We start from the raw sequence: 21,792 nt of genomic DNA, 5'->3' as shown, positions 1-21,792 counted from the left end.
GCGTCGCTCGTCATCAGGGAACGCGGAGGAGGTCCAGGTCCAGGTGAAGCTCGGCCGCGTACTGCAGGTCCAGGCTCTTCGCCTGGGCGCGCCCGTAGATCTCCGCCGCGCTACCGAGCCAGATGTCGGCCTTGGGTGCGAGGATGTCGCCCAGAAGCCGCGATCCGTAGTTCATCTGGATTCTTCGGCTGGCGGCATAGCGGATGGTGAGGTCCCGAGCCTGAAGGCTCGTTGGAGCGATCCAGGCGTAGTTGGCAAGCTCGAGCTTCTTGTTGACCGTGAGTGTCACTGGCCCCTCGGCCACGTCGAAGTAGATCCAGGCATAGGTACCCAGCTGCAGGTCGTCGACGACGATGTCGGCCGGGCCTTCGATCGTCAGCCCGGCATAGCCGTCGAGGCGAATCCGCTTGAAGTGCATGGCGCCGCCGGCAAGGCGTTCTTCGCGGTTCCACCTCAGCGAGACTTCGTCGTCATTCACGAGATCGATCCTCTCGACGGCCGGAGGCACGAGCGGGCTCGCGATGCGAGTCGCCTCACCGGTCACCACGGTACCGTAGCCCTCGGTCACCGACCCCGCCGTGCCTGCTCGGGCGTCCCCGTACACGCGTGCGCCGCCGGACAGTTTGATGTCGCCGTTGGAGACGACCGCACCTTGACCCAGGACTGCGACGGTCCCGATGGCGCTCTGGTAGCTCATCTGGTCGTAGTATCGGCCCAGGCTGGAGTCGTACGCATCGATAAGGGCGCCGTTCTGTGCGGCCACCGAGTCGAAGCCCACGAAGCCGAAGGACTCCTCGCTCAGGAGCTCGTCTGCCATGACGTCGAGTGGGCCGTAGTGGTGGACACCTGCGCCGCGGAACGACCAGAAGGTGCCCAGTTCAGCGCTGAGCCGCTCGATCATGGCTTCGAGGGGTCGGAGGCCCTCCTCGTGAAAAGTCAGGTAGTCAAGATCGGCGCCGAGATCGCCGGTCTCGAGGGTGAGGATCGCCGGGCCCATGGTCATCTCGCCCGAGACGAGCTCGAGGATCCCGTTCGGACCGTTGAAATCATCGCGATAGGCAAGGACCGCAGTCGCGTCCACTTCCCTCGCGACGAGGTGAGCGAGGGTCAAGAACCCCTGTCCGTCGAGGTCGACGATATCCTGCAGTGCCGGGTGCGAGTCGAACCAGAACGGCGTCGTCTTCACGAGGGGCAGGCTACCCGCAACCGCCTTGGCGGAGCGCAGCCAGGCCTGCAGGTCAAGGCCCGCGGCCGCTGGCTCGTCGAAGAGCCAGTTGCGCGTTTCTCCACCGGACTCGTACTCGACGCCGTAGGGATGACTGTCGTCGACGATCCCGTCGAAGAATCCTGTCCGTACGATGGTCTCGAGAACGGCGAGGCCCTCAAGGCTGGAGGTCGGCTGGCCCGGCAGGCTTGCCCCCGCCGATACGGTGAACCACGGGTAGCCGATCAGCGCAAAGGTCTCGATGCCGAGGCCGCGTGCGTCCTCGGTGAATCGCTCGAAGGCGCCCGTCTGCGCTGCGTCGTGGTAGCCGACGGCCGTCGCCTCGACGGCGAGGGTGTCGAAGCCCCGCTGGGCGGCGAAGGCCAGGAGCTCGGCGCTGCGAGCTTCGTCGAGGACGACGGAGCTGTCCCAGACGAACAGTAGCTGGCGAAGTCCGAGATCGAGGACCTCGCTGCTGGAAATATTCGGTGCAGGTGCTCCTGGGTCAACGTTCTTCGGTTCCGCCGTGGAGGGCACCTGGCGAGGAGCAGCGGCGGCCGGGCTTCCCGCGTTCGACCGGCTCCATGGGGCAAGCGCGGGTTCCGTGCCTGGTGTCTGGGAGGTTCCCATGCCAGCGCCCCGACGGGGCTGGGCCTGGGACTCTTCACGTGCGTCGTTCCTTTGGGCAGCGGCCGCTGTGGCGATCGGCTGACTGGAGACCTCCCTGGCGATCCAGCGGGCACGCTGGTTGGCAGCGCTCATGCGGTCCCGCGCCTGCGCGCGCTTCTCTGGCGCACTCTTCGGTGGTCCGCTCTTGGTGGAGGGGGTCTCTTGCGAGTCAGATTCATGGCGCGACTCGGTCTCATGGCCTGAATCCTCCGGCACCGGCGACTCTTCCGGAAGAGAGGCCCCGGACAGCGGATCTTCCACGCGCGCGGGGACTGGCGCAGCCTGGAAAGGCTCCGGTTCATTGGGTGTGGCCTGGTCACGTCCCACGATCCGCGTGGTAACCGTCGACGCCGCGAAGCTGTCGGGCAAGGAGGCCGTGAGCCCGTCCTTCCCGTCCGCGTCACCGCTCAAGGCTGGCCCCTCAATGAATCCCACCATCAGGATTCCCCCGACGGCCAGCGTGGCCGAGGCCACACCGAGGACTTGCGCGCGTCCGGGACGCGCGCTCGATTCACTTCTCATTCCCCACAATCCCCTCGATCTGGACGGACACTTCGACTCGCTCGCATGGAACTGCCTGGCCAGAATCATTCACGTGCTGGTGGTGCCAGCCCGTGAATAGAATCATGCGGGTCCAGGAGTCTGCTTGCGTCTTCGGGAGATCCCCGCCCGTGACCGGAGGGATTCCCTTGGATCCTCGGCCAAACATGGAAAGGAATTGGTCTCCGTGTCTCAATGTGGCCGGGCAGGGGTCTCGAATGCGAGTCCGCGAGCGCGCGGCTCGAATCAGGGAACGCGTCTTTGGAAGGCCCGTAGGGAGAGCAGATAGAGCACTGCGGAGATAGCGAGCATCGGGCCCACGAAGCGCCAGTCCAGCCGGTTTCTCATCACGATCTCCATGAACACCTCGATGTCGACGATCCGGTACAGCGAGTAGTTCGTGATCGTCTCGACCATGTAGATCGCAAACGTCAGGATCGAGGCGAAGAGCATCACGAAGCTGATCCGAAGCGGCTCGGAGCCCAGACTCGACCACAGGAAGGCGATCGAGTAGACGACGCCCAGGAACGCGGCCATGTGGATGGAGCAGCGCGTGAGGTCGCTCCACTGCATCGTCTGGTCGACCCGCGTCAAGAGCGCCGGGATCGTGTAGCTGGAGGCGAAGACTGGAACGATCACGGCGAGAAGGCCCAGGACGTAGCGCTCGGTGAGGAGCCGGAGGCGTGAGACGGGTCGCGCCAGCCAGAGCTCCATCGTGCCCCGGTGCGCCTCACCCGCGACCGCGCCCGAGGCGAAGAGGATCGCGGCCGCGGTGCCGAGGGTGGCGCAGCCCTTGAAGAAGTGCTGGCCGACCACGTAGCCCGCGACGCCGCCGCGGTCCACCTGGTCCACGAGCTGCTTCAGCATCGGGATCGGCGACGCGATCACCTTGTACTTGCCGATGTTCTCCGCGAAGCTCGGCCACCAGTAGATCGCGGCCGCCAGCATCATCTCGAGCACGAGAAGAAAGCCCAGCCCGTAGACCACATATCCTTTCCATCCGCGGATCATCAGGTGCCCTCCACGCCGTAGAGCGATCGGTAGAGTTCCCGAAGCGATAGCTTGCCGTGCTCGATGGCGACGGGCGCGGGCAACGAGCGGTTCGCGCCGAGCGCTTCGAGGAATGCGCGCGGATCGTCCGTCTCGAGCATGACGTGGAGCTGGCGCCCTTCGACGCGCATGGACTCGGCGACGCTTTCGCCGAGGGCCCGCGGCACATCGTCGAGGTTGACGCCTTCGGGGTAGGTCACGCGGACGATCCGCGCGGCCCGTTCGGAAACGGACGATGCGGTCTCGTCGGCGATGAGCTTGCCCGCGTTGATGAAGACGAGGCGCTCGCAGGAGCGATCCACCTCCCCGAGGTGGTGGGAGGAGAGGAGGATCGTCGTGCCGCTCTTGGCGTCGGCCTCGATGAGATCGAGGACCTCGCTGCGTTTCGCAGGGTCGAGGCCCTCCGAGATCTCGTCCAGGATGCGGATCCGAACGTCCGGGGCCATGGCGGCGGCGAAGACCAGCTGGCGCTTCATGCCGTGGCTGTAGCCGCGGACGCGCTTGTCGAGCGGAAGGCCCATGCCCTCGGCGGTGGCTTCCGCGCGCCGTCGGGTGGCGCGATCTCGACCCCGCAGCAGGAACGCGATCTGATCGCGTCCTCTGAGCTCCCCGTAGAGATGGAGCTCCCCGGGCGCGTAGGTGGTGCGCTGGCGAATCTCGACGCCGTCGCCTTCGAGGCGAAGGCCGTCGACCCAGATCTCGCCGGCCTGGAGGGGGACGAGGCCCACGAGGAGCCGCATGAACGTGCTCTTGCCGCTGCCGTTCGGGCCCAGGAGGCCGATCACGCCGCCTGGCTCGATATCCAGGTCGAGAGGCGCCAGGGCGACCTTGTCCCCGAAGCTCTGGGTGAGGCCCCGTACGGAGATCGAGCCCGGGGAACGAAGGCCGGTGCGAGCGGCGGCGGGGGTCAGGGCTCTCTCGGAGGGAGGAGCGGAGCGGGTCGAGTTCACGGAAGGTGCCGGTCGGGGGAGTCGGAGGGCCACGGAGGCAGGTAACGTACCGACCGTGGAAGGCGTGCGTATCGAAGACGAGCTCAAACACGACGTGTTTGGCTGCGTCGAATTGGTCTCCTGGTGCGATCCCGCGGCACCCGATGGCCCGGAGTCGGTTTCTGTTCGGATGATCCGCCGCGTCGTGCGGGGTCGCTTCGGAGCCGGCCTGGTGGCTCGCCTCCTGGCTCGCCGCGAGGAGCGGGCTCTCCGCGCTCTACGCGACGCGGGAACCGCCGCCATCGCCCAGGCGCCGCCGGTGCCTGCCGAGGTCCTCGCGGCGCTCCGATCCATGCCCACCCGCCGCGGCTTCGTGCCGCGCCCGAAGGACGTCTTCTTGAGGCCTTTCGCCGAGGGCCTCCCGCTGCACCGCGCGACGCACCTGCCCCGCGACTTCTTCACCCTGCTGGAGGAGGCGGCCAGGGAGCTCCATGGCGCCGGCGTTTGCCACAACGACCTCCACAAGGAGCAGAACATCGTGGTCGCGCCGGACGGGCGACCCGTGCTGATCGACTTCCAGCTGGCGACCCTGCACCCGAGGCGCCCGACCAGCGGGATCGAGGGCCGCTGGTTCGTGGCGCGCTGCCGCGACGACCTTCGGCACATCCAGAAGCACCGTCGCCGCTACACCCGCGACGGCCGCGGTCCGGAGGAAGAGAGCGTCCCGGACTCCGCTCGGATGAAGCGCACTGGAATCCCGCTCCTCTGGATGAGGACAGGAAAACCCGTGTACAAGTTCGTCACGCGCAAGGTCCTCAGGACGCGTGACGGCGAGGAGATGCGACCGATCACGGGCCCGTGGCCAGAGTGGACCGAGCCGGTCGAGCCGGATCGGCCCCGCAGAGCCTGACGAAATTCTCGAGGAGCGTTCGCCCGCCGATCTCGACCGAAAGGATGGACTCCGGGTGGCCCTGGACACCCGTGAGCGGCAGCGTCCGGTGGCGGATGGCCGCGATGTCGCCGTCCGGCGTTCGGCCGGTGATCTCGAGGGCGGGAGGGAGAGTGGACTCCTCGATGACGAGCGAGTTGTAGCGCGCCATGGGGAAGGGGCTCGGGAGCCCGGCGAGAAGGCCCTCGCCGGAGTGGATCAGCGGCCGCGTCGAGCCGTGGACCAGCTCGGTGGCCTGGCGCAGTCGCCCGCCCAGCGCGGTGGCAAGCGCCTGGTGCCCGAGGCAGACCCCGAGGATCGGCGGGCCGACCAGGACGTCGCAGCGAGCGCGGATGATCTCCTCCGAGCCGCCGGCGCCTGAGGGCTCGCCCGGACCCGGGCCGATGAGCACGCCGCTCACGCCGGAGGCCATGGCATCGGCCGATCCGGCGTCTCTCCCGCGGAGGACGCGCACCTCGGCCCCGAGCCGCTGGAGCTCATGGACGAGGTTGAACGTGAAGGAGTCCCGGTTGTCGATAACGACGATCACGCCCGAGTTGTAGCATTCGCGCAAAGATGAACCCTCTCAAGATCGTCATCGTCGGCGCCGGCGAGGTCGGCCAGCATATCGCCGGCATCCTCAGCCGCGAGCAGCACGCTGTCACCATCGTCGACCCCGACCCCGCCAAGGCGCGGAAACTGGCCGAGTCGTTCGACCTCCAGACCTACCGGGGGGACGGGACGCGGGCGGATGTGCTCATGGACGCGGGCGCCTCGACGGCGGACCTCGTGGTGGCCGTGGCGGACGACGACCACGTCAACCTCCTGACCAGCGTGATCGCCAAGCGCCTCGGGGCGCGCCGGGTCATCGTCCGCCTGAAGGACACCCGGATCCTGGAGAGCTATCGCTACTTCTACAAGGACACGCTCGGCTTCGACATCGAGATCTCCGTCGAGCAGCTCGCGGCCGACAAGGTCCAGGAGATGGTGCGGGAGCACCACGCGCTGGAGGTGGAGAGCTTCGCGAACGGCAAGGTCCAGATGCGGCGGCTGCCCCTGCGGACCGAGTCCGAGCTGACCAGCGCTCCCCTCGGCGAGATCCGGATGCCGAGCGGCGTGCTGGTGGCCGCGATCTCGCGCCGCGGCGAGCTGGAGGTGCCCTCCGGAGATGCCGAACTGATGATCGGCGATCAGGTCTATCTGATGGGTACGAAGAAGGGCCTCGACGCCTTCGAGAAAACGGCCGGTGAAAAGGTCGCTTACAAGCGCAGCGTGGTCGTCTACGGCATCTCCAGCATCGGACGCGCGATCGCGAAGTCCCTCAGCACGGAGCGCGGCCTCAACGTCATCGCGATCGAGAGCGATGAGGCGAAAGCCCGCGCCTTCGACCTGGAGTGCAACGGCAAGCTGAAAGTGCTCGTCGGCGACGTCATGGACCGCAACGTGCTCCAGGAGGAAGGGATCGGTGACGCCAGTGTCTTCGTCTCCGCCACCGAGGACGACGGGAAGAACATCGTGGCCTGCCAGCTCGCCAAGGCCTTTGGGGTCGAGCGGACGGTGGCGGTGATCGACGGGGCTGGACTGTCCGAGATCTTCGACTTCCTCGAGGGCGTCGATCAGATCGTCAGCCCCAGGATCGCGTCGGCCAACGCCATCATGCGGTTCGTCAGGGCTGGCTCACTCGACGCCATCGCCGTGATCGCGGGCGGCAAGGCTGAGGTGCTGGAGTTCGTGACCGTGCTGCACGAACCCACCAAGGTGAAGAAGCTGGGGCTGCCCAAGGGCGTCGTCCTGGGCGCCATCGTCCGTGGCGAAGAGGTCACCGTCCCCGCGGGCGACACCGTCGTCCGAGACGGCGACACCCTGATCGTCTTCGCGAAGTCCGAAGCGATTCCCGAGGTCGAGAAGCTCCTGCGCGACCGATGAACTTCCGCGCAGTAGCGAAGATGCTCGGCATCGTTCTGATGATCGTCAGCGTATTTCTGATGATCTCCGCGGGCGTTGGCCTGGGCTACGACGAGAAGGAGGCCATGTGGAGCTTCGTCGCCGCTGCGGCCGTCAGCTTCTTGACCGGCGGCCTTCTGGCCTTCGTCTTCCGCGACGCCACCCACGATCAGAACGGACGCCCCAAGTACTACCGGCGCGAGGGGCTCGCGACCGTCGGGCTCGCGTGGATCGTGGCGGGCGCTGCGGGCGCGCTGCCCTATCTCTTCAGCGGGACCCTCACGTCGTTCGTCGACGCCTACTTCGAGTCCGTTTCCGGATGGACGACGACAGGTTCGACGATCATGTCCGGGGAGCAGATCGACGGCATGTCCCACGCGATCGCCTTCTGGCGCTGCTTCAGCCAGTGGCTCGGCGGCTTCGGTATCGTGATGGTGTTCGTGGTGCTGTTCCCGACGGGGGGGCGCAGCCTCTTCCGCTCGGAGGTGCCAGGCGTCAGCCGCGAAGCCGCGCACCAGCGCGTGCGCGACTCGGCCATCATGTTGGCGAAGATCTACTACCTTCTCAGCACCGGGCTCTTGATCACCCTTCTCAGCGTCGGCATGGAGCCGTTCGACGCGGTCATTCACACGTTCTCGACGATCGCCAACGGCGGCTTCTCGAACCACTCGGAGAGCATCGCCTACTACGACTCAGGACTGATCGAGATCGTTCTCGTGGCGTTCATGCTGCTGTCGGCGCTGAACTTCACGATCTACGACGCGCTGCTCCGGGGGGGGCCCAAGGGCCGGATCAAGCCCGCCTGGAACCGCTTCTACGGCAGCCTGGAAGCGCGCCTCTTCCTGGGCATCGTCGCGTTCTCCACGCTCAGCATCGGCGCTGTCTTGTGGCACACGGAAGGCCTTCCCGAGTACGGCAGTCCGCTGCTCGCCTTGCGCGACAGCCTGTTCCAGGTGGTCTGCGTGATCACGACCGCGGGCTTTGCGACCGAGGACTTCGACGCCTGGCCGCAGTACTGCCGAATTCTCCTGATGCTGATCGCGATCTCCGGCGCCTGCGCCGGTTCGACGGCGGGCGGACTCAAGATCGTCCGCGTCGTCATCATGGTGAAGGCCGCCTTCGTCAGCGTGCGGAAGATGGCGCGTCCCAGGGTGATCGATCAGGTGCGGGTGGACGGCGAAACGCTCGACGAGGGCGTCGTGGCGTCGGTGACCGGCTACTTCGTGCTCTGGGTGGCCGTGTTCCTGGCTGCGACGACCGTCCTGGCATCCTTCGGAACGGACCTGGAGACGAGCGCGACGGCGGTCATCGCCACGCTCAACAACGTCGGCCCCGGCCTCGGTCAGGTCGGTCCTGTTCAGAACTTCGCGGGTCTCCACGAGGTCTCGAAGATGGTCCTTTCCCTCTGCATGGTTCTGGGTCGCCTGGAGTTCTATGCGCTCGTTGTGCTCCTGATGCCGACGTTCTGGAAGCGGTAGTCGGGCGACCGGTCACGTCAGGGATTCTGGAGAGAGTCTTGAGGCCCGCCTTAGGCGGTTGGGGGATGGTCAGGCTCGTACCACCCGCCGCTGCGGCCCTCGGTCGCGCGGCCCTGACCCCTCTTACCCCATGACCGACACCACGCTCGCCTCCGGCACCAGCGCCGATTCCCCGTCCACCGATCCGCTCCTCCGGGAGTTCACGCTCGGCGACCTCCGGCTGCCCAACCGCATGGTCATGGCGCCCATGACTCGCAATCGCGCAGGTGAGGGGCTGGCGCCCACCGAGATGAACGCTCGGTACTACGGCCAGCGGGCGTCCGCAGGTCTCATCATCACGGAAGCCACCCAGGTCACGCGGCGTGGTCTTGGCTACCCGAATACGCCGGGAATCCACACCGACGCGCAGGTCTCCGGCTGGCGACGGGTGACGAACGCCGTCCATCTCAAGGGCGGGCGAATTTTTGCGCAGCTGTGGCACGTCGGGCGAATCTCACACCCCGACCTCCAGGAGAACGGCGAACTGCCCGTCGCTCCCAGCGCCGTGAAGCCCGAGGGAGAGGCCATGACCGAGGAGGGGAAGAAGCCCTTCGTCGAGCCGCATGCGCTGACCGTGGAGGAGATCCGCGACGTCGTCCAGCAGTACAAGCACGGCGCCGTCTGCGCCAAGTCGGCCGAGTTCGACGGCGTCGAGGTGCACGCGGCCAACGGTTACCTCATCGATCAATTCCTCCAGGATCGCTCGAATCAGCGCACGGACGACTACGGTGGCCCGATCGAGAACCGCATGCGGTTCGCGATCGAGGTCCTCGAAGCGGTCCTCGAGGTATGGCCCGCCCACCGAGTCGGCATTCGTATCTCGCCGTGCTCCGACTTCAACGATATGGGGGATAGCGATCCGGGGGCGCTCTTCCGCGCCTTCGTCGAGAAGCTGGACAGCTATGGGCTGGCCTACCTCCACCTCATCGAGGGCAATGCGCACGAGGGCGCCGAGGAAGACCTGGAAGTCCCCACGGCGGACGTTCGCTCCTGGTTCAGCGGACCGCTGATGCTGAATAGCGGCTACACGAAAGAGCGGGGCAACGAGGCCATCTCCAAGCGCGACGCCGAGTTGATCTCGTTCGGCCGACCCTATATCGCGAACCCCGATCTCGTCCAGCGCTTCGCGCAGGACGCCGAGCTCAACGAGCCTGACCACGACACCTTCTATGGCGGCGGGGAAGAGGGCTATACCGACTACCCGACGCTTCACGACACGCGAGGAGAGAACCGATGAGCACGGAAGAAGTGGATATCTATCTGAAGGAGCGCGCGACCGAGTTGATCGAGGGCGACGCGACGATCTCGATCGACAACCTGCGCATCCATGCGGAGACCGGCGTGCTGCGGCTCGCCGGCGAGGCATCGACGGAGAGCGACCGCGACCGCGCGGGCGTGCTCGCGCGCTCGGTACGCGGGAGCGTGGCCGTGGCCAATGACATCCGCGTCAAAGCCACCGAAACGGATCGGGACCGTCCCGCGGACTCATCGAGTGCCGACCAGGCTCCCGATGGCTGGGTGGAGAACTATCGCGACACGCAGTCGACGCCTCATCGGTCGGGTGAGCAGAAGGACCAGCAGTAGCCAGCCCTCCATGGTGAAGCGACTTCCTTTTCTCTGGCGCGTGCTGAAGCGCGCGTTCCTCGACGTCGGTCGAGATCGGGTGCTGACCTACGCTGCGGCGCTTGCGTTCTACACCGCGCTCTCGCTTCCGCCGATGATCGTGCTCTTGCTGTGGCTTCTCGGGCTGATCGGCAACGACGCCGAGGCCATGCTGCGCGGTGAGGCGACGGGCCTCGTCGGCGCGGCTGGCGGGCAACTTGTGGACACGGTGCTCGACAGCGCGGACCGACGCGTTCAGTTTCACGGCGTCTCCGCCATCATCAGTACGTTTGCGCTCGTCTTCGCGGCGTCGGGCATCTTCGGCCAGCTCCAGGCGGCGCTGAACGAGGTCTGGGACGTGGTTGCAAAGCCTGGAGCGGGCTTGATGGCGTGGGCACGCAAGCGATTTCTTTCCATCGGCCTGCTGGGCGTCTTCGCCTTCCTGGTGCTGGTTTCACTCGCCGCGAGCACCGCGATCAGCGCGCTCGGGCTGGGAGAATCGGCGACCCTCTGGGCCCGTGGGCTGAACTTTTTCGTGTCAGTCGGCGTGTTCTCCGCCCTTTTCGCGGCCGTTTTCAAGTTCCTGCCCGATGTCACGATGCGATGGCGCGATGTGTGGGGCGGTGCACTCCTGACGGCCCTCCTCTTCAGCGCTGGAAAGGCGCTCATCGGTTTCTATCTGTCCGCCAAAGGGCTGGGCTCGGACTACGGAGCGGCGGGCTCGGCCATCGTCGTTCTCGCATGGGTCTACTTCACCAGCATCCTCGTGCTGTTCGGGTCCGAACTCACGCAGGCGTGGCTGGCCGAGGAGGGGCGTCTACCCGTGCCGAACGAGCACGCGGTGCGAGTCGAGAGGGTGATCGGCGGAGAACCGGCCACTTCAAGCTGAGTTCATGCGGGCTTGGGTCGTGCTGGAGATGGGTGGGGAGGCTTCATGTCCAACCCCTACCCAGAACCACCATGAGCGACTCCATTCAGACGACTAATCCTGCCACGGGCCAGGCCCTCGATACCTACCAGAAGCTCGACAAGAAGGCGGTCGAAGCGCGCCTGAAGGCCTGCCATGCGGCCTTTCTCGAGTGGCGCCACGAGAGCCTCGAGTCCCGCGCATCCATCATCCAAGCGATCGGCCAGGAACTCAGGAGCCAGCGCGAGGAACTCGCGAAGCTGATGACGGACGAGATGGGCAAGCTTCTTCAGCAGAGCCGCCAGGAGATCGATCTCTGCGCGAGCATCTGCGAATGGACGGCGGAGCACGGTCCCTCCGAGCTGGCCGGTGAAGAACGCGAGCTTTCGAAGGGCCAGAAAGGTCACGTTCAATTTGCACCCCTCGGCGTGATCTATGGGATCCAGCCGTGGAACTACCCTGCCTACCAGGTCGTCCGTTACTCGATCGCCAACCTGATGGCGGGTAACGGTGTGCTCCTGAAGCACGCCTCCAACGTCACCGGATCGGGTCAGCTCCTGGCCAAGGTCTACCGCGATGCGGGTCTGCCCGAGGACCTCTTCCAGGCGATCGTGATCGATCACGACGTCTCCGATGGTCTCATCGAGCACGAACTCGTGCGCGGCGTGACGCTCACGGGCAGTAGCGACGCCGGCCGTAAGATCGGCGAGCTGGCGGGCCGTGCGCTGAAGAAGACCGTGCTCGAACTCGGTTCCAACGACGCGTACCTCGTGCTCGCCGACGCGGACATCGAAAAGGCCGTGAAGATCTGCGTGAAGGGGCGAACCTACAACAACGGCGAAACCTGTATCGCAGCGAAGCGGTTCGTGGTCGTGGACGAGGTTTTCGAGGAGTTCCGCGACGCGTTCGTCCAGGCGATGGATGCGCTCACCGTTGGTGATCCCCGCGACGACGGCTCCGACATGGGGCCGATGGCTCGCGAGGATCTGCGGAAGACGCTCCACGAGCAGGTGGAAGAGAGCGTCGAGAGGGGCGCAACCATCCTATGCGGCGGCAAGATCCCGGAGGGCGAGGGTTACTACTATCCTGCGACCGTACTCTCCGACGTCCAGCCCGGGCAGCCAGCCTACGACGACGAACTCTTCGGACCGGTCGCTTCGCTGATCCGTGCCAGGGACGCGGACGACGCGATGCGTATCGCGAACGACAGCCGCTTCGGGCTCGGCGGCGGCATCATCACGCGCGACCAGGACCGTGCGGTCGAGCTCGCCAAGCGGTCTTTCGATACCGGGATGGTCTTCATCAACGGCTTCGGACTCGCCACACCGACCATGCCGTTCGGCGGCGTCAAGGACTCGGGATTCGGCCGCGAGCACGGCGGCTTCGGCATCAAGGAGTTCGTCAACACGAAGTCCATCCTGGTGATGGGTTGACGGGTCTTCTGGGGGGGATTCGCCCGTTTCCATGCAGCCCTGAGACGCGCGTTAGGTGCATGGATTCTACTTCGAGACATGAAGAACAGCGAACAACCCCTCCGTCAGATGCTCATCGTTCTCACCAGCCATGAGCAGCTCGGCGATACCTCCGAGACGACTGGCTTCCACCTTGCCGAGCTGACCCACGTCGTCGAGACGTTCGTGTCGCGCGGCATTCCATTCGTGCTGGCCAGCCCGAAGGGAGGTAAGCCGCCGATCGACGCGAAGGACACGTCGGACAAGGTGAATGCCTGGTTCCTCGGCGACGACGACCTCATGAAGCGCCTTTCGAACACGACCAAGCTCTCCGATGTGGACCCCGAGAGTTTCGACGGCGTCTACTTCCCCGGAGGCCACGGGACGATGTGGGACTTCCCGAACAACCCTGAGATCCAGCGCATCGTCAGCAGCATCCGCGAGCGCGACGGCCTCGTGGCCTCGATCTGTCACGGCCCTGCGGCCTTCGTGGGCGTCGAGAATGCAGACGGCGAGCCGCTCGTCAAGGGCAAGCGCATGACCTGTTTCTCCGACAGCGAAGAGCGCGAGGCGGAGAAAGCGGACGTCGTTCCGTTCATGCTTCAGTCGAAGCTGCAGGAGCTTGGAGCCACCGTCGAGCCGACGGACAACTTCCAGTCGAAGGTCGTCGCGGATGACTGGCTGCTTACCGGGCAAAACCCCGCGTCTGCCGCGCCCCTCGGGGAGGCGATTGCCCAGGCCCTGGTTCAGATGATCCCGGTCATCCGTTGAGCCAAGCTCATCGCCTCGCGAGCCAGTCGAGGATGTCGGCTCGCGTATCGGCGGTGAACTCCAGCAGGGGAGCGAGGGCGGCGGCCACGCGTTTGTGGCCGACGCCCTCGTAGAGTTTCAGCTTGACGTCGCCGCCCGCCTCCCGCGCGGCGGCGGCGAGGTTGCGGCTGTTCTTCGGCCAGACGCGCTCGTCGTCCGTCCCGTGCACGAGCAGCATCGGAAGAGGCGGCTCTCCGCTGTCACGGACGTGATTCACGGGCTGGCTCGCGTCACGGGTGGCCGCAGGGAACAGCTCCTGAAGATAGCTCCCTTCGTCGAGCGGCAGGAAGTCGTAGGGGCCCGAGAGCCCCACGAAGCCCACGAGCCGGCCTGCGTCGCCGCCCGCCTTCTTCAGGTAGCTCGGGTCGAGCGCCACCATGGCGGCCAGGTGGGACCCCGCGGAGTGCCCGGCGAGAAAGATCCGATCAGGATCGCCGCCGTGGCCAGCGATGGAGCGCTGGACCCACGCCACGGCTTCGGCGGCATCCTCGATGAACGCGGGGAACTGGACCTCCGGGAAGAGTCGGTAATCGGGGATGACGACGACGTATCCTTCACGCGTGATCGAGGACGCGACGAACTCGTACATCCCGCGATCGCCTTCTCGCCATCCGCCGCCGTAGAAGAACACGATGACCGGTGCGGGCTGCGCGCCGCTGGACGAAGGGCGGTAGACATCGAGCCTCTGGCGCGGATTCTCCCCGTAGACGATGTCAGCGCTCAGCTCGTAGACGTCGTTCGAGGACGTCGTGTTGAGGATCTGGGTTCCGCGACAGGCCGCAGCCCACACCGCAACGAGAGCGGCGGCGCCCATGGACGCCGCCGCGAGGGTCTTGAGCTTCATGGGGGAGACTCGATGCTTGGCTTCCATCTCGACCATGGGCGACATCACAGGATGTCTTCGCGGTACACGAACGGCTTCCTGCGCAGAAGGTCCCGACGGTGAGCCGCGAAGCGCCACATGACGCTCGGGCCGGCCACGGCGAGGTACTTCCGGATCGAACCCTTCCGCTCGAGCTGGATCTTGCCGGTCACGAGGCCGACGAGTTCCCTTTCGAACTTCCCGGTCTTGCGGTACACGCCTGCGCCCACCTGGTCGGGATCGTCCGGAAAACCGCCCGAGATCTCCAGTAGCAGCCCGAGCACGCGCGGGTCGGTCCGGACGCGCGCGAGGGTGGTCCAGCGCTTACCGCCCTTTCGACCCATGATCTCCAGGGTCTCGCCGTCCCGCGGCTCCGTGAAGGAGATCGGGACCTGGGGCAGCTCGATGTCCATCTCGGCCGTGAAGAGGCCGCCGCCCACCGGCTCGATGACCGAGCGCTCGATGCTAGGCCCATCGCCGAACCAGGCCTCGACCTCGACCTCGCCGCGCTCGGCGCGCTTGCCGAGAAAGACGACGCCGTACTCGGTCGAGACCCCGAGTTCCTCGCCACCCGACGTCCGGATGTTGAGGACCGGATCCGTGACCTTGCGGGTGCCCGAGCAGGAGGCAAGCGCCAGGAGGGCGCAGAGGGATAAGAGCGCGAAGGGCGGCAGGGCGAATCGGCGGAGAATGTGACGGCGGTCCATGGGTGGGATAGCGGGTCAGGGGCGATGCGGCTTCGGGACCCTCTGAGTATCGTCGGAAAGGCCCTCTGGCACGAAAGGTTCGTGGAATCTACTCGGCGGAGCGTCGTCCCGGGGTTCCCTGACGGCCGCTCCGACCTCATTAATCATCCTCCGATGCCCGTAACCACCCGAAGATCCCTGGCTCTGCTGCTCTCTCTGGCGGGGGCGCTCTTGGCCCTCGGCTGGTTCGTGAGCCGTTCTGGCGAGGGTGGGCTCGGAGTCGAGTCCACCCGAGCCCCGGTGGTCATGAACGTGGCGCAGCAGCCTGGGGAGCCCGATCTCGAGGTCGCCACGAACCCGGAAGAAGAGTCCCGAGGGAGGGCCAGAACAGCGCCGTCCATGGCCCTATCGGTGTCCGGCGACGAGACGGCAAGTGACCGCCTGCGAACGGTCCGGACCCGGACGGACGGGCCCCAGCTGGTCGGACGGGTGGTGGGTGCCGACGGCCAGCCCGTCGACGGGGCGGAGTGCCTGTTCTCTACGCGGCGGAACTTCCAGGCGGGAGGCGTCCCGCTGGGCTTCGAGTTCCTCCCCGACCCTCGTCGTGCCGGTGTGGTCACCTGCACCACCGAGGGCGGCGGCGTGATCCGGATCTCCGGGAAGGAGCGCGACCTCGCCAGCGGAGAGCTGCCGCTGGTTCGCCTGCAGCCCGGGGCTGACCTCGCGGGGTTGATCCGGAAGCCGGGTTTCGTGCCGCGGCGGATCGAAGGCGTCACGGTCTCGGACGTCCGGCCCCACGATCTCGGCGAGGTGCGCCTGGAGCGCGCAGCGGTGCTCCGTGGTGTCGTCGAGGACGGGAATGGCGCGCCGATCGCCGGCGCTAAGCTCACCCTGCACCAGCCGCTGGCGCGTGGATCGGTCGTGTGGCGTGCGGAGGGGCTCGGACTCGACGTGGGGGTGACCGACGGCGAGGGTCGCTTCCGCTGCGACGAGGTCCGCTCGGGCCCGTTCGAGCTGCTCGTCGATACGGCTGCAGCGCCCACGGTGACGGTGCGAGGCGAGGCGCTCGAGAGCTCGGGAGGCGCTCCGCTCCGCGTCGTCGTGCGGAACGGGGCGAGCGTCTCGGGGAGCGTGACGGGGCTCCCTCAGGATCGCCGAATTCGGATCTCTGCCCGGCAGCTGGCCTCCGCATGCGGAAGCGACGGCGCGCTCAGGCCTCGCTTCGCCGAGGTCGATCCGCGAGACGGCTCGTTCACGGTCACGGGGCTCGTGGCCAAAGGCCCGGTCTGGCTGAGCGCGGTCGAAGCCGAGACCAGCGAGCAGCGCGCCGCGGGAGCGCCGGTACCCGAGATCCGCGGCGTGGAGTCGGTCGCGGGCTTGCGGTCGGCCGTGCTCGAATGGCAGCCGCGCGCGACCGGCCGCGGCCGGGTGATGGTCCCGTCCGCCAGCGGCGAGCCGGTGCCGCTCACGAACTACACGGTCTCGATCGGCGCGGCGCCCGCGAACGAGTCCCCGTTCCCGGCGCGGCCTCTGCAAGAAGGCGGCGCGGTGAAGCGACATCACCCGGGCGGACGCTTCGAGTTCGACGCGGCGGCGCAGCTCGGATCCCAGGAGGCGCAGGCGAACCTGCGGATCCGGGCCTCGGGCTACGCCGAATTCGTTCGGCTCGGCGTGCCCTTCTCCAAGGGGCGCACGACGGACTTCGGCGACATGCTGCTCACGCCGGATCCGCCGGTCCGCGTTCGCGTCGTGGACTCTGGAATCCTCACGCCACTGCAAGGCGCAGGCGTGTACCTCTCGGTGCTCGAGATCCGAAAAGAGGTCCTTCGAGGCATGGCCGCGTCGGGTGATCCCTGCTGGGGAAGCAGCCACGTCGCCTTCGCGGAGTCTGGCGACGACGGGATGGGGGAGCTCTGCGCGCCTGCGGCAGGCTCGGCTTTCTGGCTGGCAGCCCATGCCGACGGCTATCTGGACTCCGAGCCCATCATGATCCAACGCGGCCCTGATGTCGTGACGCTGGAGCTGACGCGCGGCGCCACGGTCGAGGTCAAGGTTCGCACGCCGAGTGGGAGTCCGGTCCCCGGAATCACAGTACGGATCCTGAAGCTGGAGGACTTCAAGAGGGAGTCGGCGACTCCCGGAGCGGCCGCTGATCGATTCGCGGTGACGGGGCAGACGGGCATCGTGAGGTTCAGAGGTCTCCCGGGAGAGGCCCACATCGTGGCGGCGATTCCACCCGAGGTGCGCGACATCTCCCGCCAGGACTCCGAAGACCCGTTCCGGTATCCGAAGCGCGTGGTCCAGGCGCCGCTATCGGGGGAGGCGACCGTCGAGCTGGAGCTGCGGGCTCCGGTGACGTTCGAGGGGCGCGTCATCCAGAACGGAGTGGGCCTGGAAGGGGTGTGCGTCACGCTTCACGTACGCACGGGCAGGGGACTCGCGACTCCCGGGGCAGGCGCATCCGCGCTCCGGACCGTCACGGTGGGGGACGGACGATTCCGCTTCGCAGGGGTGCCCAGTTACATCTACTTCGTCATGGTCGAGCATGAGTCCAGGGCGATGCCCGCACCGTTTCCGATCGAGGTGGTCCGGGGAATGGAGCCTGTCGTTCTCGAGCTCCCGGACACGCGGATTTACGGCCGAGTTCTTCGCGCAGGGACGGGCGATCCAGTGGAAGGGGCGACGGTCGAGCTGTGGGCTCGCGGTCTTCCATCCTCCAAGATAGAGACGGGCATTCTCCGCGCGGCGGCGACCGGCGGCACGTCAGCCACGCAGGCCGTGAGCACGCCGGGAGTCGCCACGACCGACGTGTTCGGCGAGTTCCTCTTCGAGGGCGTGGCCACGGGGAGGGAGCTTCGGCTCAAGGTGACGGCGCAGGGAATCGCCCCCCGTGAGCAGAAGCTCAAGGTACTCAGCGGAAGCTTGACCGAGCAGGAAGTCACGATCGAAGTGGAACGGAGTGAGGCGCAGGAGGACAAGTAGCCGCTATCCTCTGCGCCCATGGCCCGCGACTACGATGCAATCCTCCTCGATCTCGACGGCACGCTGCTCACGCCCGAAGAGACCATTCACCCCGAAACCCGCGCGGCGCTGAAGGAAGCGGAAGCGGCCGGCGTGACCGTGATGGTCGCGACGGGTCGTTCGAAGACCTCGGGGATGCCGATCGTCGAGGACCTCGGACTCAGAACGCCAGCGATCTTCTTCAACGGCTGCGCGATCTGGGACGTTGAGAAGGGCCGGATGGTCGAGGAGCGCACGATCTCCAACCGCACGAACCAGCGGCTGCACGCGTGGGCGGCCGAGCGCGATGCCCAGGTGATCGTCATGACCGCGTCGGAGAAGCTGACCCACGAGCCTCGCAGCGAGGAGGAGCGTCGGAACTTCGACGGCTTCATCGACCTGCAGTTCGTCGAGCGCGACCAGCTGCTGCGTGAGTTCACGATCCGGCTCAGCTTCCTCGTGAACTGCGGCGAGGAAAGCTCGCACACGATCGCGGCGGAGCTGGAGGCCGCGGCGGGCGGGCCGATCTACGTTTCGCACTTCCCCTTGTCGGTGCTACCGCGGCACCGGACGAATCCCTACAGCGCGATCGACGTCCACGCGCCCTGCCGCGGCAAGGCCGAGGGGCTGCGCTTCCTGGAGGAGACAAAAGGCATCCCGGCGTCGCGTGTGATCGCAGTGGGGGATGCCGACAACGACATCCCGATGCTGCAGTACGCAGGCCTCGGCGTGGCGATGGCCGGGGCTCTACCCGAGGTCAAGGCGCACGCCGATCTCGTCATTGGTTCGAACTCGAGCGCAGCGATCGCGGAGTTGATTCGAGAGCGCTTGCTGTCCAGATCGTCGTGACGGTACCGACGTAGGTCACCGGCTGGTGGCTTGCGTCGATGCCTCGATGCGGACGAGTCTTGCCGCTGGGCCAGGGCTCGCAGGGACCTCCACGGTGGTGGGTTCGAGCTGCACGAGCCAGGGCTTACCGGAGACGATCGTCCACTGGCCAGGGGGGAGCTGAAGCTTGAAGAGGAGGTCGTCCCCTTGGAATCCGGGCCAGAAGGAGGTGCTGGGGCGCTCGGTCTCCACGCCGAGTACGTTCACTTGCAGGTGGTCCAGGAGATACCGCTGCGGCGAGGGAATGCCGCCCACGCGCACGACCACCGTCGCCCATTCCGGCACCGCGATCTTCCCCGTCCCGTCCTGCTGAAGGACAACGGGTGCGTTCGCGCGCGGCGCGCTCGAGCCGCTCTCCAGATGGATCTGCACGGAGGTGGGGGGGCCTTCCGCGTACACGAGCTGGATCTGACCATCGGCGTCGGCCTGCGCTCGCCGGGTCGCGCCCGAGGCGTCCGTGTAGCGGACTTCGTGCGCTGCAAGAAGCGGGCCCCCCGTCGCGCGCCCGAGCCTGCACGATAAGTACTGGAGCGGCCACAGTTCGATCTCGCCCAGGTCTCGTGTTTCGCCCGGCAGAAGTGAGATCGGGTCCAGTCGCTCGATCCCGAATCCTGGCGCGGTGAGTTCGAGCGCGACCTCATCTTCGGCGACGCTGAGCAGGACGGATCCAGACTCGCCGCTCGGGTGCGAGTGAGCGCCGCCGTGATCGTGGGAGTGGCCCTGGACTGCCATGAATGCGCCGGGGATGGGAGCGCCGTCCGCGGCGCTCACGACACTGGCTCGTATCGTCGACATGGGCACGGCCTCGGCCGAGGCTGCGCTCTGGATCTCTTCGCCGGACAGGGTTCCCCACTCGTCGAGGTCGGCGCTCAAGAGGTGCGGCGCTTCCGGCGTGCTCTCATCGGCTCGCAGCGGTCCGTAGGTCGGTAGGTAGAGGGTCGCTTCGTCCGAGTCGAGGACGAGCGCCACGTAGGCGTAGGTCGGCGCCGTCGCATCGGCCGGGACGGCCCTGGTCTCGCCGTTCCGCCAGCCCAGGATTCGCTGCCGAAAGGGATAGCCGGAACGAACGCGCTGGTGGTTCTCGCGGGCAGTGATTCCGGGGTCGGGCGGCTCTGGAGTCAGGATGATCGAGGCCTCTTGGATCCGCTCTTTGGCCTCGCCTTCCACGTCGAGTCTCAGGTGCATCCTGGGGGCCTCTTCGATCCGTATCACCGCTTCGGTGGCGCCGGGCTCCACCGTGAACGAGGCTGGCTGAAACCCCGGCAGGAACAGCATGCCGCGTAGCTCCTCCGAGTCGAAGTGGCGCGGTGGCTGGTGGAACCTCGCGATGATCAGTTCCTCGCGTTCGCCTCGCTGCTCCACCAGGGGCAGCAACGGGCTCGCGATGCTGCTTCCTGCCATGAACGACCGATCGAGACCACTGAGTTCGTCCCAGAACACCTGCGCCCCGACGCGCGCTGCGGCGTCCACATGGGGCGATCTTGCCCCAGGGCCGTCGCTCTGGAGTCGCAGGGTCAGCGTCTCATCGTCTCGCAGCGTGAAGGTCAGGCCGTCCACGACGTCGCCCGTGTGGAGACCCTTGATCAGCTCGAAGCCCGCATCCCCGCCGGGGGAGAGAACCGCGAGTGTTGCGCGCGTCGTTCGATTGACGGAGGTGGAAGCCCGCACCTCGAAGCGGCCGTGCTCGTCGGTCACAGCGCGGTTGGGACCCGCGACGGCGTTCGGGTCGGCCCAGGGGGGAGCCGACGACTCGAGCTGTGCCATGCGGCCGGTCAGCACGCGCATGCCGTCGGCAAAGTCGGTGAAGACCCACGCGCCCTGCAGCGGTGCGCCGGTATGGGTTCGAACCCGTCCTTTCAGCGTCGCGCTCGGTGCTGTGCCCGGGGCCGATGAAGAGGCCGGCTCGTCTGCCGCGCCCTCGCCAGGCTCGGCCAGGCCTGGGCGCCGCGGCTCGTCGCCTGTCGCGGCCATGGGCGCCGGGCCCTGTGTCTGAGTCGATGCCGCCGCCTCCGGGTGCGGCACGGCGAAGCCTACCTCGGCCAGCGCTGGGACACCCTGACGTTCCTGGCCTCCGGCCCCAGGCTCCAGGTAGATCCACAGGCAGAGGCCCAGAATGCAGGTGGGGATGAGGGCCGCAGCGCCGATCCAGGCCTTCTTCACGCTCAGCGCTGAGGTCACGCAGATCGCCGCGCGATGCCATTCCGCCTGTCCGAGCCGTTCGTCCAGCGCTTTGCGCAGCCGCTCGATGCCGCGGCTCAGCCGCTTGCGCACCGCCTCCTGCGAGGGGGCGCCGACGATCTCTTGAATGCGGAGGACGCTCTGGCCCTCATAGTAGCGCAGCACGATGGCCTCACGCTCAGCGGGAGGCAGCTCCGCCACGAGCGTCGCCACCGCGGCGCGAAACTCGGCTCGCTCGGTCCGCTCGGTGGCGCTCATGTCGACGTCGCCGCGGTCCTCCCTCGCGAGCGCGTCAAGACCATGGGCCTCATGCCGTGCTCTACGATTGGCATTCCAAGCGAGGTGCTGCGCCGTCTTGGCGAGCCAGGAGCGCACGTGGAGGCGCGAGTTCGACTCGCGCAGGGACGGAGACCGCAGCGCGAGCAGCGACGCTTCCTGCGCCAGGTCCTCCGCGGCCTCGGGGTGGCGAAGAAGGCGACGGGCGAGTCGAATCAGCCAGCGATGATCGCTTTCGAGTTCAGTGGACAGGGCGTTGAAGTCCATGGCGTGCGGCGTCCGAGGGAGGGGTAAGATCCTAGAACCCCTTTCCTGTGCCGAGCCCCGAGAGCGTGACCAACTTTGCCCGGA

Annotated in this window: 17 protein-coding genes; 10 read left to right on the top strand and 7 right to left on the bottom strand. The window is 67.0% G+C overall.

What is annotated here, in order from left to right; all coding sequences use genetic code 11:
* Positions 1 to 13 precede the first annotated feature (13 nt).
* From Poly30_RS16860 to Poly30_RS28595, 3 genes are all read right to left on the bottom strand, one after another.
* Positions 14 to 2,311, bottom strand: coding sequence for a hypothetical protein (locus Poly30_RS16860; RefSeq protein WP_145199646.1), 2,298 nt, complete (start codon positions 2,309 to 2,311; stop codon positions 14 to 16).
* Positions 2,312 to 2,659: 348 nt separating this feature from the next.
* On the bottom strand, positions 2,660 to 3,400 hold the full coding sequence (locus Poly30_RS16855) for an ABC transporter permease subunit (protein ID WP_419190288.1): 741 nt from the start codon (positions 3,398 to 3,400) through the stop codon (positions 2,660 to 2,662).
* Positions 3,401 to 3,423: 23 nt separating this feature from the next.
* Complete coding sequence (locus Poly30_RS28595) at positions 3,424 to 4,413, bottom strand: ABC transporter ATP-binding protein (protein ID WP_419190287.1); 990 nt, start codon at positions 4,411 to 4,413, stop codon at positions 3,424 to 3,426.
* Positions 4,414 to 4,477: 64 nt separating this feature from the next.
* Here Poly30_RS28595 and Poly30_RS28590 point away from each other — a divergent pair, with 64 nt between their 5' ends.
* Complete coding sequence (locus tag Poly30_RS28590; RefSeq protein WP_419190286.1) at positions 4,478 to 5,302, top strand: hypothetical protein; 825 nt, start codon at positions 4,478 to 4,480, stop codon at positions 5,300 to 5,302.
* On the opposite strand, the gene Poly30_RS16845 is transcribed toward Poly30_RS28590, so the two are convergent.
* Entirely contained in the window at positions 5,241 to 5,870 is a 630-nt protein-coding gene (locus tag Poly30_RS16845) for an anthranilate synthase component II (protein ID WP_145199638.1), read from the bottom strand. The genes Poly30_RS28590 and Poly30_RS16845 overlap by 62 nt on opposite strands.
* 26 nt (positions 5,871 to 5,896) lie before the next feature.
* Here Poly30_RS16845 and trkA point away from each other — a divergent pair, with 26 nt between their 5' ends.
* The 7 genes from trkA to Poly30_RS16810 all read left to right on the top strand — a co-directional run bounded on the left by trkA (position 5,897) and on the right by Poly30_RS16810 (position 13,512).
* On the top strand, positions 5,897 to 7,246 hold the full coding sequence (gene trkA, locus Poly30_RS16840; protein WP_145199635.1) for a Trk system potassium transporter TrkA: 1,350 nt from the start codon (positions 5,897 to 5,899) through the stop codon (positions 7,244 to 7,246).
* Positions 7,243 to 8,742 carry a TrkH family potassium uptake protein gene (locus Poly30_RS16835; RefSeq protein ID WP_145199631.1) on the top strand — a complete coding sequence of 500 codons (1,500 nt, stop codon included), beginning with the start codon at positions 7,243 to 7,245 and terminating at the stop codon, positions 8,740 to 8,742. The genes trkA and Poly30_RS16835 overlap by 4 nt, the downstream gene beginning before the upstream one ends.
* Positions 8,743 to 8,872: 130 nt before the next feature.
* Positions 8,873 to 10,018: an alkene reductase gene (locus Poly30_RS16830; RefSeq protein ID WP_145199628.1), complete on the top strand. Its 1,146-nt coding sequence runs from the start codon at positions 8,873 to 8,875 to the stop codon at positions 10,016 to 10,018.
* Entirely contained in the window at positions 10,015 to 10,365 is a 351-nt protein-coding gene (locus Poly30_RS16825; protein ID WP_145199625.1) for a BON domain-containing protein, read from the top strand. The genes Poly30_RS16830 and Poly30_RS16825 overlap by 4 nt, the downstream gene beginning before the upstream one ends.
* Positions 10,366 to 10,375: 10 nt before the next feature.
* Positions 10,376 to 11,272, top strand: coding sequence for a YihY/virulence factor BrkB family protein (locus Poly30_RS16820; RefSeq protein WP_419190285.1), 897 nt, complete (start codon positions 10,376 to 10,378; stop codon positions 11,270 to 11,272).
* Between the two features lie 71 nt (positions 11,273 to 11,343).
* Positions 11,344 to 12,723 carry an NAD-dependent succinate-semialdehyde dehydrogenase gene (locus Poly30_RS16815; protein ID WP_145199619.1) on the top strand — a complete coding sequence of 460 codons (1,380 nt, stop codon included), beginning with the start codon at positions 11,344 to 11,346 and terminating at the stop codon, positions 12,721 to 12,723.
* Positions 12,724 to 12,801: 78 nt separating this feature from the next.
* On the top strand, positions 12,802 to 13,512 hold the full coding sequence (locus tag Poly30_RS16810) for a type 1 glutamine amidotransferase domain-containing protein (RefSeq protein ID WP_145199616.1): 711 nt from the start codon (positions 12,802 to 12,804) through the stop codon (positions 13,510 to 13,512).
* 7 nt (positions 13,513 to 13,519) lie between these two features.
* Here Poly30_RS16810 and Poly30_RS16805 read toward each other — a convergent pair whose 3' ends face one another.
* Entirely contained in the window at positions 13,520 to 14,395 is an 876-nt protein-coding gene (locus Poly30_RS16805; RefSeq protein ID WP_419190284.1) for an alpha/beta hydrolase, read from the bottom strand.
* A gap of 44 nt (positions 14,396 to 14,439) precedes the next feature.
* Positions 14,440 to 15,120, bottom strand: a complete 681-nt coding sequence (locus tag Poly30_RS16800) for a hypothetical protein (RefSeq protein ID WP_145199610.1) — start codon at positions 15,118 to 15,120, stop codon at positions 14,440 to 14,442.
* A 153-nt stretch (positions 15,121 to 15,273) separates the two neighbouring features.
* On the opposite strand from Poly30_RS16800, the gene Poly30_RS16795 reads away from it, so the two are divergent.
* Together Poly30_RS16795 and Poly30_RS16790 are read left to right on the top strand one after the other, a co-directional pair.
* Positions 15,274 to 18,081 (top strand): carboxypeptidase-like regulatory domain-containing protein, encoded by a 2,808-nt coding sequence (locus Poly30_RS16795; protein ID WP_145199606.1) that lies wholly within the window; start codon positions 15,274 to 15,276, stop codon positions 18,079 to 18,081.
* A gap of 18 nt (positions 18,082 to 18,099) precedes the next feature.
* Entirely contained in the window at positions 18,100 to 18,948 is an 849-nt protein-coding gene (locus Poly30_RS16790) for a Cof-type HAD-IIB family hydrolase (RefSeq protein ID WP_145199603.1), read from the top strand.
* A 15-nt stretch (positions 18,949 to 18,963) separates the two neighbouring features.
* Here Poly30_RS16790 and Poly30_RS16785 read toward each other — a convergent pair whose 3' ends face one another.
* Positions 18,964 to 21,708, bottom strand: coding sequence for a sigma-70 family RNA polymerase sigma factor (locus Poly30_RS16785; RefSeq protein ID WP_145199600.1), 2,745 nt, complete (start codon positions 21,706 to 21,708; stop codon positions 18,964 to 18,966).
* Positions 21,709 to 21,792: the final 84 nt, after the last annotated feature.

Source organism: Saltatorellus ferox, from assembly GCA_007751475.1.
In the GTDB taxonomy this organism is placed as follows: domain Bacteria; phylum Planctomycetota; class UBA1135; order UBA1135.
Note: the sequence above shows the minus strand (reverse complement) of the source record. Positions and strands in the feature narration are given on the sequence as shown.